The organism is Arcicella sp. GW822-FHT02H01 (assembly GCF_058802005.1).
This window is the reverse complement of record NZ_JBXANT010000001.1, coordinates 346,242-362,188: the sequence shown is the minus strand read 5'-3', so window position 1 is coordinate 362,188 and position 15,947 is coordinate 346,242. Positions and strand designations below refer to the sequence as shown.

The 15,947-nt window shown below is 35.3% G+C and carries 14 protein-coding genes; 4 read left to right on the top strand and 10 right to left on the bottom strand.

What is annotated here, in order from left to right:
- Positions 1 to 42: 42 nt before the first annotated feature.
- From AC1RNE_RS01565 to AC1RNE_RS01555, 3 genes are all read right to left on the bottom strand, one after another.
- Positions 43 to 1,071: a DUF255 domain-containing protein gene (locus AC1RNE_RS01565; protein WP_492799303.1), complete on the bottom strand. Its 1,029-nt coding sequence runs from the start codon at positions 1,069 to 1,071 to the stop codon at positions 43 to 45.
- 240 nt (positions 1,072 to 1,311) lie between these two features.
- Positions 1,312 to 1,662 (bottom strand): gliding motility protein GldC, encoded by a 351-nt coding sequence (gene gldC, locus AC1RNE_RS01560; RefSeq protein WP_309916701.1) that lies wholly within the window; start codon positions 1,660 to 1,662, stop codon positions 1,312 to 1,314.
- Positions 1,663 to 1,753: 91 nt separating this feature from the next.
- The gene (locus AC1RNE_RS01555; RefSeq protein WP_492799302.1) at positions 1,754 to 2,476 is read right to left on the bottom strand and encodes a DUF4197 domain-containing protein; all 723 of its coding nucleotides are present in this window, start codon (positions 2,474 to 2,476) and stop codon (positions 1,754 to 1,756) included.
- A gap of 152 nt (positions 2,477 to 2,628) precedes the next feature.
- Here AC1RNE_RS01555 and AC1RNE_RS01550 point away from each other — a divergent pair, with 152 nt between their 5' ends.
- A complete protein-coding gene (locus AC1RNE_RS01550; RefSeq protein ID WP_492799301.1) occupies positions 2,629 to 3,867 on the top strand; it encodes a competence/damage-inducible protein A in 1,239 nt (412 codons plus the stop codon).
- The gene (locus tag AC1RNE_RS01545) at positions 3,858 to 5,159 is read left to right on the top strand and encodes a dihydrolipoamide acetyltransferase family protein (protein ID WP_492799300.1); all 1,302 of its coding nucleotides are present in this window, start codon (positions 3,858 to 3,860) and stop codon (positions 5,157 to 5,159) included. The genes AC1RNE_RS01550 and AC1RNE_RS01545 overlap by 10 nt, the downstream gene beginning before the upstream one ends.
- Positions 5,160 to 5,237: 78 nt before the next feature.
- Here the strand turns inward: AC1RNE_RS01545 and AC1RNE_RS01540 are convergent, their stop codons facing one another.
- The 7 genes from AC1RNE_RS01540 to AC1RNE_RS01510 form a co-directional block, all read right to left on the bottom strand.
- Positions 5,238 to 5,840: a hypothetical protein gene (locus AC1RNE_RS01540; protein ID WP_492799299.1), complete on the bottom strand. Its 603-nt coding sequence runs from the start codon at positions 5,838 to 5,840 to the stop codon at positions 5,238 to 5,240.
- 432 nt (positions 5,841 to 6,272) lie between these two features.
- Positions 6,273 to 7,037 (bottom strand): acyl-CoA desaturase, encoded by a 765-nt coding sequence (locus AC1RNE_RS01535; RefSeq protein ID WP_492799298.1) that lies wholly within the window; start codon positions 7,035 to 7,037, stop codon positions 6,273 to 6,275.
- A gap of 157 nt (positions 7,038 to 7,194) precedes the next feature.
- On the bottom strand, positions 7,195 to 7,872 hold the full coding sequence (locus AC1RNE_RS01530) for a DUF4159 domain-containing protein (protein ID WP_492799297.1): 678 nt from the start codon (positions 7,870 to 7,872) through the stop codon (positions 7,195 to 7,197).
- Between the two features lie 18 nt (positions 7,873 to 7,890).
- Positions 7,891 to 8,592, bottom strand: a complete 702-nt coding sequence (locus AC1RNE_RS01525) for a 16S rRNA (uracil(1498)-N(3))-methyltransferase (protein ID WP_492799296.1) — start codon at positions 8,590 to 8,592, stop codon at positions 7,891 to 7,893.
- Positions 8,593 to 8,596: 4 nt separating this feature from the next.
- Positions 8,597 to 9,508, bottom strand: coding sequence for a CPBP family intramembrane glutamic endopeptidase (locus tag AC1RNE_RS01520; RefSeq protein ID WP_492799295.1), 912 nt, complete (start codon positions 9,506 to 9,508; stop codon positions 8,597 to 8,599).
- Between the two features lie 112 nt (positions 9,509 to 9,620).
- Complete coding sequence (locus AC1RNE_RS01515) at positions 9,621 to 10,184, bottom strand: hypothetical protein (protein WP_309916729.1); 564 nt, start codon at positions 10,182 to 10,184, stop codon at positions 9,621 to 9,623.
- 88 nt (positions 10,185 to 10,272) lie between these two features.
- Entirely contained in the window at positions 10,273 to 12,477 is a 2,205-nt protein-coding gene (locus AC1RNE_RS01510; protein ID WP_323247474.1) for a glutamine synthetase III family protein, read from the bottom strand.
- Positions 12,478 to 13,022: 545 nt separating this feature from the next.
- Between AC1RNE_RS01510 and AC1RNE_RS01505 the strand changes: the two genes are divergently transcribed.
- Both AC1RNE_RS01505 and mtaB read left to right on the top strand, forming a co-directional pair.
- Positions 13,023 to 14,048, top strand: coding sequence for a glutamine synthetase beta-grasp domain-containing protein (locus AC1RNE_RS01505; protein ID WP_492799294.1), 1,026 nt, complete (start codon positions 13,023 to 13,025; stop codon positions 14,046 to 14,048).
- Positions 14,049 to 14,198: 150 nt separating this feature from the next.
- Positions 14,199 to 15,524: a tRNA (N(6)-L-threonylcarbamoyladenosine(37)-C(2))-methylthiotransferase MtaB gene (gene mtaB, locus AC1RNE_RS01500; protein ID WP_492799293.1), complete on the top strand. Its 1,326-nt coding sequence runs from the start codon at positions 14,199 to 14,201 to the stop codon at positions 15,522 to 15,524.
- Positions 15,525 to 15,947 lie beyond the last annotated feature (423 nt).

The following is a 15,947-nucleotide window of genomic DNA, read 5'->3' as shown; positions in this document are numbered from 1 at the left end:
ATTAAGTTTCAAGACGCTTTTTTTATTGATTTTTCTCTAAAATTATTTGCTTTTAGCATCCCAAATGGCTGCTTTGGCTAAAGCTGTTTTGTCAGCACTTCTGGCTTTAATCCAGTCGCTTAAGAATTTATATGATTTTTTATCTGTCTTTGCATCTACCAAGCTATCTAATACGGCAAGGGCTTTAGGCACTTGTCCTTCTCGAAAGTAGGCCGTTGATTCTTCTCTCCAAACTCTTCCATTAATTGATTTTTTATCCACGCCTAATTTAGCAAGGTTGGCTCTTACCTGATTGATTTTGGCAACAGAATAACGCATTCCGCGACTACTGTATAAGGAATACATAATGATGTTTTCAGCAGTTTGTTTTACTAGGGTTTTATCATATTTGGCATTGAATTCGCCTAAATGGTTAATCATGTATTCAAAAATATCATTGTCGTCATCCATGATTACTTTTTGCAACAATAAAAAGCTGGTATTATTGCTGTATTGCGACGCTGGGATGATTTTCGCATAATTATTCATCGCATTGATGTTATCCACCGTATCCCGCATAATTCTGGTCATAAATCCATATTCAATCAAGAAATTGGCATCACGATTGCCTGAACGGTAACTTGTTTTATAATTACTAGTACGTTGCTTAGGGTCAATTGCCTTCGTAGCAGCTTCAATCAATGCTTGAGGAGTATTATAATTCTCGCCTAATACTGTAATGTGCTGTAGCTTTACGTCTTTATCAAAAAACAAAAGTGTGGGCGTAGAGGGAATCCAAATGCCTTGTTTATTCAAAAATGCCGCTCCTTCTGGCGAAGTAATATCCAACTTATAATTTACAAAGTTTTGGTTGAAGATATTCCCTACTTGTGCATTTTCAAAAGTAGGTTTGAAAGCGTTACAAACATGACAGGTAGGTGCATATACTTCTAAGTGTACAGGTTTGTTTTGGGCTTTGGCTAAATCAAAAACTGTTTTAAGATTACCTCCCTGTAAAAAAGCTGTTCCTTTCTGAGCGAAAGATAAATTGCTTAGCAGTATGGAAACAGCGAGCATTAATATTTTTTTCATGGTTAAAATTGGATGATTGCTAAATCTTTGACCCGATTATACGTCTCACTCTCTTCAGAGAATAAGATTGTTCAGTTCTTATGTTATTGGATTTTTAATAAATCAAGATGTAAAAACGAAATAATATCTTTTTAAAAAGATTCTTTTGATAAGATAATTCTCAAAATCCTTTCTATTAGCAGGTGACTTAAGTCACCTGCTAATAGAAAGGATTAGAACTTAATACTCATTAACAATCAATTATTGTCCTTTTTCAGCAGCCTTGATTTCTTCTTGCAGATTTTTAGTAAGTGTTCTACAAAGGTTATCAATTAAACTAGCCATTTTTTCATCACCTGTAGCATCTACTAAAGTATTTCCTACACTTCCGATGATTTCAATATAAAAACGTTTCATTTCTAAAACGTCCATGTCTTTTGTCCAAAGTGGTAACGCTAAAGTTCCTTTATGGTAGTGGTCCCAAACACCTACAAAAATAGATTTTGTTTCTTCAATACCTTCATTAGGGTTGTCTGTGGCCGACCATTGTATTTGTTCAGGAATACTCTGGTCGTCTAATTGTACTTTAAAATTAATTTCAGAATGTTTCATTATAAATAATTAGTACTTTTTTATATTATGGTTTTTTGAAATAAGTAGCCCAAAAAACTAATAGCTCATAACTCAGCGCTGATAGCTAATACTACTGATTTGCAAAGACTTTTTTCAATAAATCCGTTACACGAGCAGCAGGATTTTCTCTGATTTTGAGTTCTTCTTGAGCAACTAAAAGGAATAACCCATCAATTGCTTTTTGAGTTGCATATTGTTTCAAATCTGGGTTAACTTTTTTCGCAAATGGAATTTTATTGTACGTTGTAGCAATTTCTCCGTATAATTTTGTCGCACCCGTCGAGTTAATAGATTCTTCCATCACAGGAGCAAACGCATTGGTTAATGCTACCGAAGAAGTTCTTTTTAAATAATTGGTAGCCGCATCTTTGTCTCCTTTTAGAATACTCACAGCATCTTGTATCGTCATTTGTGTGATGGCATCAACGAAGATAGGCACTGCTTTTTCTGCTGCTTTTTCTGCTCCTCTGTTCAATGCAGTAATAAACTTATCACATTGAGCCCCCAAGCCAATCTGACGAAGTTTTTGTTCTACATTTTGTGCTTCAGGTGGGAACAAAAGTTTAATAGCTTGGTTTCCAAGAAAACCATCTGTAGCCGAAGCCTGAGCTGAACTATTTTTGATACCTACGGTTAAGGCTTCTTTTAAACCTTTACCAATTTCAGCCGTGGTTAAAGGGCCAGAAGTACTGCTCAAAACATCATTCGCTTGCTTGAGGATATTTCCAAGATTCTGTGAATTACAGCTACTCACTGAAAACATTAAGGATAGGCCTAAGAATATTCTTTTCATTTTTTTTAATTTCAAGATTTAACAATATTAAAAACTGACAAATTTTTATGTAAAGTCATCGTCATTTAAACGCCAAAACACTTGAATTTGTGTAATTTTGAACAAAAATAATCAATTAGGACTAAGCCTTTAGCTAAAAGGTAAAAATAAAAATGATTCGAGCAGAGATAATTACTATTGGTGACGAGATATTGTATGGACAAATTACTGATACTAATACACAATGGATTAGTGCTGAACTTGATAAAATAGGCATTCGCACTGTCAGGAAATCTTCGGTAGGTGACACAGAGGAGGCTATTTTACAAATCTTTAATGAAGCCACCCAACGAGCAGATTTAGTAATTGTAACAGGAGGCTTAGGACCTACCAAAGATGATATTACCAAAAAGACATTTTGTAAATATTTTAACACTACCCTTGAAGTACATCCAGAAGCATTAACAGATTTACAAGAGTTTTTCAGAAAAAGAGGACGAGAAGTAACAGGCTTAAACCTTGGTCAAGCAGAATTACCTGCCAATGCTAACTATATCAAAAATACCATGGGAACAGCACCTGGTATGTGGTTTGAACAAAACGGTGTAGTATATATCTCTATGCCAGGGGTGCCTTATGAAATGAAAGGGTTAATGACGCTGACATTATTACCAAAAATTCAAGCGTACTTTAAAACGCCTGTTATTTTCCATAAAGTAATTCGTACAGTAGGTATTGGAGAATCTTTGTTAGCCGAAATGATTGACGCTTGGGAAGATGCCTTGCCTCCGCACATCAGACTGGCCTATTTGCCTTCAATGGGCAGTGTAAAGCTCCGTCTGACGGGCTTTGGAGAAGACATTTCTTTGCTAGAAAAACAAGTAGAAGAGGAATTTGAGAAAGTACTACCTACTATTCAAAGTTATGTATATGGTTATGGCAACGAAGAACTAGAAGAGGCAATTGGGCGTTTATTGAAAGAAAAAGGTCTGACTGTTTCAGTAGCAGAAAGTTGTACTGGCGGATATTTGGGGCATCAATTCACCAAAGTGGCTGGCTCTTCAGCGTATTTTATGGGAGGAATACTCTCTTACGACAATAGTGTTAAAATTAATCAGTTGGGCGTAAAACCTGAGACTTTAGCACAATTCGGGGCAGTTTCAGAGGAAACAGTTATCGAAATGTCAGAAAATATTCGCAAATTATGTAATACAACTTTTGGATTAGCAACGAGCGGAATTGCTGGACCAGATGGCGGAACACCTGACAAGCCTGTAGGTACTATCTGGATTGCCATCGCTACCGAAAGTAAAACAATCACAAAAAAATTGCAATTGGGTGGGTTTCGCGAACAAAACATTCATCTTACAGCAATCAACATTCTGAATTTATTAAGAACAACATGGCTTTAATCGAAGTAATTATGCCCAAAATGGGCGAAAGTATCATGGAGGCTACTATTTTGAAGTGGCTTAAAAGTGTAGGCGAGAAAATTGATGCCGATGAGTATTTATTGGAAGTAGCTACTGATAAAATTGATACTGAAGTACCTTGCTCTCAATCAGGCATTTTAACGGAGATTTTGGTTCAAGAGGGTGAAATCGCTGAAATTGGCAAGCCAATTTGTATTATCAACACCGAAGAGGAAGAGGTTAAAGACAATACAAAAGCAGAAGTAATTTCGGAGCAACTAGCACAAGAAATTGAAGAAATAAAAATATTGACAGGCATTAATCTTGACCCAATTACACAAGAGGCTGTCGTTTCCTCTAATAATGGGTCAAGATTCTACTCTCCTTTGGTATTGAGTATTTCAAAAGAAGAAAACATTTCTAAGAGCGAGCTCGATGCCATTGTAGGGACGGGTGCAGACCAAAGAGTAACAAAACACGATATTCTTAGTTATTTAGAACAACGTAAAACGACTAAGGCAACACCACAAGCCAAAGCTCCTGAAAAAGTAGTTTCAAACGCTTCTCCTGTTTTCATATCTGGCAATGATGAAATTATTCAGATGGACAGGATGCGTAAAATGATTGCTGAAAGAATGGTGGATTCTAAAAGGGTTGCTCCTCACGTTACATCTTTCGTAGAAACAGATATGACGAATGTAGCCATCTGGAGAAACAATATCAAAGATTCTTTCAAAAAGCAATATGGCGAAAACATTACTTATACGCCTATTTTGTTAGAAGCTATCGTTAAGGCTATCAAGGACTTTCCTCAAATTAATGCGTCGGTAGATGGGGACAGAATTATTTATAAAAAGAATATCAATGTAGGAATGGCAGTTGCGTTGCCTAATGGTAATTTAATTGTGCCAGTTATCCATAATGCCGATTCTTATAATTTAATTGGTCTGACCAAGAAAATTAATGATTTAACAAAAAGAGCAAGAGAAAATAAGCTTAAACCTGAGGATTTAGAGGGTGGCACTTATACTTTCTCGAACATTGGTACTTTCGGAAACATCATGGGTACGCCTATTATTGTTCAGCCACAAGTAGCCATTATGGCGTTTGGAGCTATTCAGAAAAAACCTGCTGTGATTGAAACGCCACAAGGTGATTTGTTAGGTATTCGTCAAAAGATGTTTATTTCTCATTCTTATGACCATAGAATTGTGGATGGTTCATTAGGTGGACAATTTGTAAAAAGAGTATCTGATTACTTGGAAGCCTTTGAAATTGATAGAAAATTGTAGGTAGATTGCTGTGTATTTATCACTAGGGAGGGACTTAAGTCCCTCCCTAGTGATAAATATTTTCATAACGTTCCTTTCTTATTTAAACTCCTTACTAGTTGGTAGTTCAACACTCTTTATCGCACCAATAGGAGCTATTTTTATATTTTTATTACCTTTTTTCAAATAAAAGTAATACAAACTATTTGAATTTATTAGGTAAACTTGCTCTGCTTCACCACTGCTAAAATTAAGGGTAGTTTTATATTCAAGTACATCTTCCTTTATTCTTCTTGATAAGCCTAATCCTTTTCCCAAACCTATTCCAACGAAGAATGAAAATAGCGTTAATGCCATAAATTTTACAAAAAGGTTGGTAAAATGGTTCTCAAGTCTTTCATTATCTAATTCCCCCTTACCTTTTAATCCCGATAATCTTTTCACCCACTCTTTATCCCTTTTTTTTGATAGGTAAGCTGGGAAATAATATGAAAAGGCTATAAGCATTAATAATAAAATTAATATAATTGGAAAGGAAGCTAAATCGACTATCGGACTTATTAGTATGTCGGTAATGGTTGAATATTTTAAAATATTTATCCCAACTTGATAAAACATTACCCCTTCTTTAAATATGCCCAATACTATCAGGAACAGATAGCCAAACGGAATTGCTTTTTGTACGCCCTCAGAAAATTTCATTTTTGTAAGTTTAGTTATTTAGTTGTTTGTTGTATGGTGGTTTTAGTCCCGTTTCTAAAACTATGCATATATTTCTAAATATCCAATTTATCTAAAACCATGTGAGTTAAACATACCCTTAAATAATAGCATAATTAAGTCGAGATATTTTTCCTCGATGGCGCTGACAGGATTTAACAGGATACTTCTACTAATATTACGTTTCTAGCCGAACTATAATTACTAATCCAAATCATTCAAACATGAGTTATTCCAAATTTTAGAATCAAAAAAAGCGGTCAAAAACTAATTTTGACCGCTTTTTTTGATTAATGACCCTTGAATTCCTACTGTTTGAGCGAAGCGAGTTTAGGAATTCTTGATTTTCTTTTGTTACTTTTCTTGTATCAAGACAAGAAAAGTAAGGACAGGATAATAACAAATACGAATCACCTAAAACTCAGCATTAGCTGGTTTGCTCAAGTTTGGTTTGATAATTCTTAGCCAGATTAATAGTTTAATCATTGGATAAGTAGGGTCAAATTCATACCATTTTGAAGCAAAATTCATACTATTTGGCAATTTATGGTGGTTATTTTGGAATAACTCGCCCATCATTAGGAAATCAAATACTAATGAATTTCTTGATTTGTCCTTATTATCATGGTTTTGATAGCCATATTTATGACCAGACCAGTTTACAATAGCACCATGGACAGGTCCCATTAAAAAGTGGATTGGTAACAAAAAGAAAAATGCCCAGTGCATATCAAAATAAACAAAGGCTATTACGTACATCAATACGTAAGCAACGCCCCAGCCTATCCTTGACATCCAGTGATCTCCCACTTTTTCAATCGTTCTTGAAAATGGATAATTGTGGTCAAAACGCTCCTCAATTTTAGATTGATTATTCAACAAAGCGTTGTAAATATCTTTTGTCTTCCACATCATAGCAAACACATTATCTGAAAAATGTGGTGAGTGTGGGTCTTTTTCGGTATCGCTAAAAGCATGGTGCATACGGTGTAAAATTGCGTAGGCACGTGGACTTAAATAAGATGAACCCTGAGAAACATAAGTAAGGAAATAGAAAAACTTCTCCCAAAATTTATTCATCGTAAACATCTTGTGTGCTGAATAACGATGTAAGAAAAACGTTTGACTAAATAAAGATAAATACCAATGAAAGATGAAAGCGGGCAATACCAATTGCATGATTATATTTTGTTATTTTAATTTGTTCTGTGATTGAGCATTAAAAAGAAAGTCCTTAGTTATTTCTCATTAAAAGAATAACACTAAACCTTCAACAAAGTTACCGAATGTTTGGTGAAAAGGTTTAAATATTTTCATATTCTGACATTTGCAAGGTTTAAAACGATGTTAGCGAGTATGAAAGGAGATTTGCCCCCATTTGCAAGGCTTTCATCCTGATACCTTCGGGGTCATTATACACACTTTGGTCTTCCCAGCCATTGCCCAAATCGCACTCGTACGTATAATAACAGACCAATCGTCCCTCATAAATCAAGCCGAAACCTTGCGGAGGCTTGTTATCATGTTCGTGTATTTTAGGTAAGCCATTCGGGAATTTGAATTTCTGACTATAAATAGGATGGTTAAATGGCAATTCAACAAAACTTAGTTCTGGAAAAACCTTTTTCATTTCTCTTCTAATGAATTTATCCAGCCCATAGTTGTCATCAATGTGTAAAAATCCTCCACCTACTAAATATTTTCTAAGGTTTATAACATCAGCTTCGCTAAAAACTACATTGCCGTGTCCTGTTAAATGCACAAATGGATAAGTAAACAATTCAGGACTTGATGGCTCTACGATATCCTCTTCTGGAGCAATGTTGGTTCTAAGATTACTATTGCAAAATTTAATAAGGTTTGACAAAGACGTTTTGTTACAATACCAATCGCCCCCGCCCCCATATTTCATTTTAGCAATTTTAAACGAATACTGAGCAAAGCTTTGATGATTAACAACCAACAAAAAAGTCAACAGCAAAATATAGGAAATGCTTTTAGCGGTATTCTTCATTTTTGTTTGCTTGGTTTACTATTGATTAATTAAATTTAAAGCAAAACAGGCTGCCAATCCAGCCGTTTCAGTTCTTAACCTGCTTTTGCCTAGCGTAACTGGCTTAAATCCTTTTGCCAAGGCTTGCTGTATTTCTTCGGGAGTAAAGTCGCCTTCTGGCCCTATCATGACAGCATAATTCCCTTTTTTGGTTGCCAACTCCTGAATCAATTTCCTATCACCTTCTTCTAAGTGAGCAATCATTTTTTGGTCTTCAGCAATCTCTTTTTGTAAAAACGCTTTCCAGCTAATCATCTCATTAATCTTGGGCAGAAATGCTTTTAGCGATTGTTTCATTGCTCCAATAGCTATTTTTTCAACCCTTGCTATCTTAATTTCCTTCCGTTCAGAATAACGACTTTGGATAAAAGAAATTTCATGAATCCCCATTTCTACACATTTTTCTACCATCCACTCTATCCTATCCATATTTTTGGTAGGGGCAATTATCAAATGAATGTAAAAATCCTGATGCTCGTAATTTTGTTGCTCTTCCAAAATCCGTACTTCACATTTTTTTTCATGTGCCACCTTTATATCACAAGTATAGAATCCTCCGTTGCCATCCACTACATAGATTTTACTTCCCACCGTAAGGCGTAAAACTCTGATAGCATGACGAGACTCCTCTTCGTTCAATAAATGGGTTTGCTTGATATTGGGTTCGTAAAATATATTCATGTAATTAGTCTTCCTGAAGCTTAGAAAGTGATTCTTTTTCCAAAGAAGATTTTTTGCTATAACAAAAGTAAATAAATAAGATACCAGCCATTACTACTGGAACAGCGATTATTGAGCCTTCAAAGCCAAATTCTCCACCAGTCCATAGGATATTACCCATTACATTTTGGGTGATAACGCCTTGTATATTATGTCCTGATACTTCAAAGCCAAAAACGGCTCCTTGAAAGAAATTCCAAGTAAAATGTAGTCCAATAGGAAACATCAAGTTTTTGTGAAAGATGAAATATATGCCGAGTAAATAACCCGCCAAAACCAGATTGAATAGCGGAACGAGGGCAATATGATTGTTCATCAGATGTAACCCTGAAAAGATTAATGCAGACGTGCTGAGGGCCACGTATTTATTCATGCCTTTCATTAAGGTACTTAGTACATACCCACGAGCCATGAGTTCCTCTGAAATGGCAACACATACAAAAAAGATGATGTATGACATGAAGATTATGGGATGAAACTCAAGCTTAACTACTTGAACAAATCCCATAATTTTCATGATTATAAATCCCGCAGTAATTAAAATAATGCCTAACAAGCATCCACTGGCAAAATCTTTTGTTTTTCCTCTCCAGTCGAGACCGAACTGTTTAAAGGTAAGTTTATTTCCTAAGAGTACTGGAAAAAGCCAAACTGCCAATATTTCAACGATTACTCCGCCTAATTCTTGCAACAATAGTTTATCATGATGCTTTGGCTGACTACTCAGTTCATACAGTTGGTTTAAGCTAATCCCATAAATATTTGCTAATAAGTAGGCAAATAAAATTCTACCAAGCCCAGCAAAGAAAATAAAAAACAAAAGAAACCCAGCAACATTAATCATTGCCTTCAACCAAATGGGTACAGCGTTAAACATTTATATTTGTTAAGTAATTGAGCGATTTAATGAATGAGTGAATGAGTGATTAATACTTTAAAATTCAACAAATTACCCATCACCGCGGCGTCGGACCGCTCACAACACTTACTTAGTCTTCTGCTTCTGTTTTAAAAGAATATAAAGTTGGGTCTAATTTGAAGTTGCCTGATAAATAATCATCAACAAATTTAGTTACCACTCTATCATTTACTTCTTCTACGTTCAAACATACCTCAAGACCGATTCCAAATTCAAAATCTTCATCAATCTCTAAGTGTTCAGAAAGCTTAATTTCTTCATTTTCTTCTATTTCTTCAATCAATTCGGTGATGAACAATTCTACTTCCTCATCCATTGCTTCATTGGCAGTATACGTCTCATCACGATTTTCAACAGGCACATACAAAGGAAATGATTTCATTGCTTGGCGTTCGGCTGTTTCGTAAACGATACTATTATAGTGCAAACGCAAAGAATAAATAACGGCATCAAAAATTGCTTCTTGTCCATTGTATTCACCAACAAACTGAACGTGAACAAATTCTTCAACGTTATCAGGTTCGTCATTCAGTTCGTCTTCAAAGTAAACAAACTTTTTTCCTGCTTCCTTGCATTCCTTTTTTAACTGTTCAATTTCTTTTGGGTCAAGTCCCGGATTTGATTTTAATGACATATTACAATAGATTAATTTATGTGTCAAAGATAGCAAAAATGCCCACTAACACAAAAGTGTTGTGGGCATTTTCAGGCTTTATATTCACTTATCTGATAAGTAACAACTCTCTGTATTTTGGTAAAGGCCATTCGTCGTCGTCAACGATAAGCTCTAATTTATCTACGCAGTAACGAATTTCTTCAAAATAATTCTTCACTTTAGTACTATAAAGTCTAGCTCTCTCAGCAGTATCTTCTACATTATTGGCTTCTTTTCTAGCCTCAGTCATCTCATCAACCAAGTTATTGATTTTAGAAGTATAGATAGATATTTTCTTGATGATTTCAATCGTCGGAGCATAATATTGTGGGTCGATACCGATTTCTTTTTGTCCACGAACATTATCAACCAATTGTGTTTGGTATTTCAAAGAAGTTGAAACGATGTGGTTAATGGCTAAATCGCCTACTACTCTCGATTCAATCTGGATTTTCTTGATATAATTTTCAACTTCTATTTCGTAGCGAGCATGCATTTCAATCTCATTGAAGATACCATGCTTAGAAAACAAGTCTGCTGCAGACTTATCTAAGTATTTCAATAACGCTTCGGGCGTTGTCTTTAGATTAGACAATCCTCTTTTTTCAGCCTCTTGTGTCCACTCTTCTGAATATCCGTTTCCTTCAAAAAGAATCTTTCTTGATTGTTTTACATACTTTTTCAATACTTCAACAATCGCTAATTCTTTCTTGATACCTTTTTCGAGGTATACGTCTACTTCTTCTCTGAATTGGAATAATTGGTTAGCCACAATCGTGTTCAAAATCGTCATTGGGGCTGCCGAATTGGCAGATGAACCAACGGCTCTGAATTCAAATTTATTCCCTGTAAAAGCAAAAGGAGAAGTTCTGTTTCTATCAGTATTATCCAACAGAAGGGCTGGAATTTTATTGATACCTAGTCTTAAATAAACGTTATCGCCTTTTTCTAATTTAATATCGTGCATTTCAGAAAGATTTTCTAAATCATTCAATACACGCGTCATTTCTGTACCAATAAAAATAGAAACGATGGCTGGCGGTGCTTCATTTGCACCTAAACGGTGTTCGTTACCCGCTGTTGCGATAGAGGCACGCAACAAATCGGCATAATCGTGAACTGCCTTAATCGTATTTACAAAGAAAGTAAGGAAACGAAGATTTTCTTTTGGCTTAGTAGATGGTCCTAAAAGGTTTACACCTGTATCAGTAGCCAACGACCAGTTATTGTGTTTACCAGAACCGTTGATGCCTGCAAATGGTTTTTCATGGAAAAGTACACGCATTTTATGTTTTGCGGCTACTTTATTCATTAAGTCCATCAAAAGAGCATTATGGTCACAAGCCAAGTTTGCTTCTTCAAAAGTCGGAGCAACTTCAAACTGTGCAGGTGCTACTTCGTTGTGACGTGTACGCACTGGCATACCTAGTTTCAAAGCTTCAAGTTCAAAATCTACCATGAAGGCATTTACTCTTGAAGGAATAGAGCCAAAGTAATGGTCTTCCAACTGTTGCCCTTTCGCTGGCGAGTGTCCGAAAACAGTTCTACCAGACATCATTAAATCTGGACGAGCATTATACAATGCTTCATCCACCAAAAAGTATTCTTGTTCAACACCTACCGAAGCTGTTACTTTTGAAACCTCACGATTGAAGTATTCATTCATTACTTTAGTAGCTGCCTTATCAATCAATTCACCTGATTTCAACAAAGGTGTTTTATAGTCTAGTGCCTCGCCAGTATAAGAAACAAATACTGATGGAATACATAAAGTAGCAGTACCTGCTACGTTTTCCATGATGAATGCAGGAGAAGAAGGATCCCAAGCGGTATAACCACGGGCCTCAAAAGTAGAGCGAATTCCACCATTAGGGAAAGAAGATGCATCAGGCTCTTGTTGAACCAATGCCGACCCCTTGAATTTTTCTACAGCTTTACCCTTACCTGTAATATCAAAAAAAGCATCGTGCTTTTCAGCAGTAGTACCTGTCAGAGGTTGAAACCAGTGAGTATAGTGTGTTACCCCTTTCGATAAAGCCCAAGATTTCATTGCAGCGGCTACCTCGTCGGCAGCTTCTCTATCAATTTTCTTACCATCTTCAATCGCGTTTGTAATTTTCAGATAAGCTTCTGGACTCAACAAAGAACGCATCACTTCATCATTAAAAGTATTGCTTCCATAATAGTCTGTTACTTTCTCTGTCGGTATTTTCACTGCTACCGTCGGGCGAGATTGAGCTAACTCAAGTGCTTTAAATCTTGCAATTGCCATATAAATTAATTCAGATTATTTTTTGAATGTTATTGGATAATCTATTTGGATATTAATTAAAAATCAGAAAAACTCTCTTTTACTTCAATCATATCCTCATTAATACCACCAAATTTTAAACTCACTTATAAATGTAATTGAAATTTATTTTTTATTAATTATTCGGAGATAAAATTTAAAAAAATAGCCAAAATTGGGCTTTTAATACAAAATTTGAAAACCTTCAAATATCACAATTTTATCAATATTAAAATAACCAAAGAAAAAATTTGACTATTTTAAGAACTTTATATTTAATTCTGTGAAAATTTTGATTTACGAAATAAAGTATTGTAAATTTGATAATAACAAAATATAATTTCTTTAAACAAAAGTTTACTATTGTTTAAGACATTAGAATAGTTCAAATCAAGCAAAAAAACAGGTGCAGGTTTAAAAATTTCATAAAAATCATTTTTTTCTTGTGAAATTCAATTTTAGAAGTATAAATTTGTACCAAGAAATAAGGAAATTAACCAAATATTAAAAAATCCAATAACAAAATCATGGCAAAAGCTAAACTTGAGTACATTTGGTTGGACGGTTACAAACCAACTCAGAGCCTTCGTAGTAAAACTAAAATTGAAAGTGATTTTAGTGGTAAATTAGAGGATTGTGGCATGTGGTCATTTGATGGTTCATCTACAGAACAAGCACCAGGTGGTTCTTCTGACTGTCAATTAAAGCCTGTTTTTATCTGTGCTGACCCTGAACGTTCTCTATTAGGTACTCCTTCGTATTTAGTTATGTGCGAAGTTTTAGATTCAGAAGGTAATCCACATGAGTCTAACGGTCGTGCTACAATTGAAGATGATGACAATGATTTCTGGTTTGGTTTTGAACAAGAGTATTTCTTGTATGACTTAGCTACAAACCTTCCTTTAGGTTTCCCTGCAAACGGTTATCCTCGTCCACAAGGACCATATTACTGTTCAGTAGGTGCTAAAAATGCTTACGGACGTAACATCGTTGAAGAACACTTAGAATATTGTCTTCAAGCTGGTTTGAACGTTGAAGGTATCAATGCTGAAGTTGCTGCTGGTCAATGGGAATTCCAATGTTTCTCTAAAGGTGCAAAACAAGCTGGTGATGAAATCTGGGTTGCTCGTTATTTGTTAGAAAGAACTTGTGAGAAATACGGTGTTTGGGTTAACTACCACTGTAAGCCACTTGGTGATACTGACTGGAATGGTTCAGGTATGCACGCTAACTTCTCTAACACTGCTCTTAGAACAGCTGGTAAGAAAGAAACTTATGACGTTATCTGTCAAGCATTTGCTCCTTACGTGAAAGAACACATTGAAGTATATGGTGCTGATAACCACTTACGTTTAACTGGTAAACACGAAACTCAATCTATCGATCAGTTCTCTTATGGAGTTTCTGACCGTGGCGCATCAATCCGTATTCCAATCGCTGCAGTTCAAAAAGGATGGAAAGGATGGTTAGAAGACCGTCGTCCAAACTCTGCTGCTGATCCATACAAAGTAGCTGCTCGTATCATTAAAACAGTAAAAACTGCTGTTCTATAGTTTTGATACAACATATATAAACAAAAAAGCTCGGCTAATAGTCGAGCTTTTTTGTTTATAACCCAGATAATCAACTAATAATGAATACAATGTAAAGCTAGTTTTGATTTTTTAGTTATAAATTTCAATCTTGATAACTATCTTTGCAGTATGAAAAAAGTAGCATTTTATACATTAGGCTGTAAACTCAACTATTCCGAGACTTCAACCATCTCAAGAATGTTTGAGCAAAAGGGCTATCAAAAGGTAGAATTCAATCAAAAGCCAGATATATTTATCATCAATACTTGTTCAGTTACTGAAAATGCGGACAAGAAGTGTAAGAAAATTGTAAAAGAAGCAAATAAGATTAATCCTAATGGCTATGTAACCATCATTGGATGTTACGCCCAATTAAAGCCAAAGGAAATTGCTGACATCGATGGAGTAGATGCGGTATTAGGAGCAGCCGAAAAATTCCAATTGATTGATTTATTAGATGGTTTTGTAAAAGAACCGAGTGGCAATAAAGCCAAAATCTATAATCAAAATATTGAAGAGGCCGTAGAATATCATACTTCTTATTCATTAAACGACAGAACACGTACTTTCTTGAAGGTACAAGATGGTTGTGATTATCCATGTGCTTACTGTACTATTCCCCTTGCCCGAGGAGCTAGCCGTTCTGATACCATTCAAAATGTAGTAAAGGCTGCTTGTGAAATTGCTGAAAGTGGTGTAAAAGAAATTGTATTAACAGGAGTAAATATCGGTGACTTCGGTTTACAAAATGGCAAAAGAGTAAATACTTTTCTGGATTTAGTCAAAGCATTGGACGAAGTAGAAGGAATCGACCGTTTTAGAATTTCGTCGATAGAGCCAAATTTGCTTACAGATGAAATCATCACATTTGTGGCGAGTTCAAAACGCTTTGTTCCACATTTCCATATTCCTTTACAATCAGGCTCGAATAAGGTATTGGCCTTGATGAAAAGACGCTATAAAAGAGAGCTTTATGTAGATAGAGTGAACAAGATAAAGGAATTGATGCCTCATTGCTGTATTGGTGTTGATGTGATTGTAGGACATCCAGGTGAAACTGATGAGGCGTTTTTAGAAACTTATAATTTCTTGAATGAGTTACCTATCAGCTATTTGCACGTTTTTACCTATTCTGAACGTGAAAATACTACTGCTTTGGCCATCAAGCCAGTAATACCTATGAGCAAAAGGTCTGAAAGGTCAAAAATGCTTCATATTTTATCTGATAAAAAAAGAAGGTATTTCTATGAACAACATTTGCAAAATGACTTCACGGTGCTTTTTGAAGAAGATGTTGAAAATGGGCAAATGCAGGGTTTCACTGAAAACTACATCAGAGTAACGGCTAAATATGACCCGCTGTTGATTAATGAAACAAAAAAGATAAAGCTTACTACTATCAATGATAACATGGTGGTGGAAGTAGAAGAAGCAGAGGTCTATGAAATGCATTAAAAAGAAATAAATCATAAAAGCGGTCGAAATTAGTTTTTCGACCGCTTTTTTAATTACTTATAAAGCAGCAGTAACCCTTGCGGTTACCGTTTATGGGCTCGGGGAATACAGAACGGCAACCGCAAGGGATTGCCGCTACGGATATAGTTTATAAACTAAAGTTGGGTTGGAAGCATTATAATTTTCATCACTCGCATGATGCGAGCGATTGTATTTGTTTTCTCACTCATGGCATGACTTCCAATCAATTGGCAATTATCATAAAACTAACAAAGTCATGCCATGAGTAATTTTATAAAATATGACAAAAAGCATTTTTGTAAATGACAAATTTATACGGCTAAACTCCCCTTTTTCGTATCTTTGCAGTGCTTATTCGTTTTAGTATCTCTTATCAAATATTTTAAGGTTACGAATAAGCTC

Excerpts from the sequence above, each read along its gene's own strand:
- AC1RNE_RS01545 (WP_492799300.1), top strand. The coding sequence starts at position 3,858 with ATGGCTTTAATCGAAGTAATTATGCCCAAAATGGGCGAAAGTATCATG.
- AC1RNE_RS01530 (WP_492799297.1), bottom strand. The coding sequence starts at position 7,872 with ATGAAGAATACCGCTAAAAGCATTTCCTATATTTTGCTGTTGACTTTT.
- AC1RNE_RS01515 (WP_309916729.1), bottom strand. The coding sequence starts at position 10,184 with ATGTCATTAAAATCAAATCCGGGACTTGACCCAAAAGAAATTGAACAG.
- AC1RNE_RS01550 (WP_492799301.1), top strand. The coding sequence starts at position 2,629 with ATGATTCGAGCAGAGATAATTACTATTGGTGACGAGATATTGTATGGA.
- AC1RNE_RS01535 (WP_492799298.1), bottom strand. The coding sequence starts at position 7,037 with ATGCAATTGGTATTGCCCGCTTTCATCTTTCATTGGTATTTATCTTTA.
- AC1RNE_RS01520 (WP_492799295.1), bottom strand. The coding sequence starts at position 9,508 with ATGTTTAACGCTGTACCCATTTGGTTGAAGGCAATGATTAATGTTGCT.
- AC1RNE_RS01505 (WP_492799294.1), top strand. The coding sequence starts at position 13,023 with ATGGCAAAAGCTAAACTTGAGTACATTTGGTTGGACGGTTACAAACCA.
- AC1RNE_RS01565 (WP_492799303.1), bottom strand. The coding sequence starts at position 1,071 with ATGAAAAAAATATTAATGCTCGCTGTTTCCATACTGCTAAGCAATTTA.
- AC1RNE_RS01540 (WP_492799299.1), bottom strand. The coding sequence starts at position 5,840 with ATGAAATTTTCTGAGGGCGTACAAAAAGCAATTCCGTTTGGCTATCTG.
- AC1RNE_RS01555 (WP_492799302.1), bottom strand. The coding sequence starts at position 2,476 with ATGAAAAGAATATTCTTAGGCCTATCCTTAATGTTTTCAGTGAGTAGC.
- AC1RNE_RS01510 (WP_323247474.1), bottom strand. The coding sequence starts at position 12,477 with ATGGCAATTGCAAGATTTAAAGCACTTGAGTTAGCTCAATCTCGCCCG.
- AC1RNE_RS01525 (WP_492799296.1), bottom strand. The coding sequence starts at position 8,592 with ATGAATATATTTTACGAACCCAATATCAAGCAAACCCATTTATTGAAC.
- mtaB (WP_492799293.1), top strand. The coding sequence starts at position 14,199 with ATGAAAAAAGTAGCATTTTATACATTAGGCTGTAAACTCAACTATTCC.
- gldC (WP_309916701.1), bottom strand. The coding sequence starts at position 1,662 with ATGAAACATTCTGAAATTAATTTTAAAGTACAATTAGACGACCAGAGT.